A 659-nucleotide genomic window follows, 5' to 3' on the forward strand; every position below is an offset into this window, starting at 1 on the left:
CCTTAGCCGGGCGTTAGGCTATTCAGAGGATACGATGACAGATTTAAAAAATAATGAGCAATATTTCGACGTTTCTTTTGAGAAGCTTTCCTCACCTGATGAGAAATATAGCGACGTCGAGTTTGAAGATTGCCAATTCTCCGACTGCGATTTTTCAGCGGTTAAATTCCAGAAATGTAAGTTTACAAACTGCACATTTGAACGCTGCAATTTGAGTTTGGTGGATTTTACAAACTCAAAGCTCTTTGAGCTTAAATTTCAAGACAGTAAGTTAGTTGGCGTTGATTGGACGAAAGCGACATGGCCAGTTTATCACTCAGACTTTGAGCTAAGTTTTAAGCGTTGTATTTTAAATGACTCGTCTTTCTTTGGCCTGACCTTAAATGAATTGGTTTTGGATGAATGTAAGTTGCATGATGTTGATTTCCGTGAAGGTAACTTTGCAGGTTCAATAATGATTTATAGTGATTTTAGCCACAGTTTATTTATGAGAACAAATTTGCAAGGGGTTGATTTCAGTGAATCAACAGCATACTCAATTGACGTACTAGAAAATAACGTTAAAAAGGCTAAGTTTTCACGATATGAAGCGTTGAGCTTATTAGAAAGCTTAGGTATTGAATTGGTGGATTAATAGCCTAACAAGGCATTTAAGACGG

At 36.9% G+C, this 659-nt stretch carries 1 protein-coding gene; it reads left to right on the top strand.

All coding sequences use genetic code 11. The features are described 5' to 3' along the window. Nucleotides 1-34: 34 nt before the first annotated feature. On the top strand, nt 35-634 hold the full coding sequence (locus tag PL85_RS16920; RefSeq protein ID WP_017044157.1) for a pentapeptide repeat-containing protein: 600 nt from the start codon (nt 35-37) through the stop codon (nt 632-634). Nucleotides 635-659: the final 25 nt, after the last annotated feature.

Source organism: Vibrio anguillarum (assembly GCF_001989995.2).
Lineage (GTDB): Bacteria > Pseudomonadota > Gammaproteobacteria > Enterobacterales > Vibrionaceae > Vibrio > Vibrio anguillarum.

Bases quoted from the DNA above. Each gene is read 5' to 3' on its own strand.
- PL85_RS16920 (WP_017044157.1), top strand. From the start codon at position 35: ATGACAGATTTAAAAAATAATGAGCAATATTTCGACGTTTCTTTTGAG.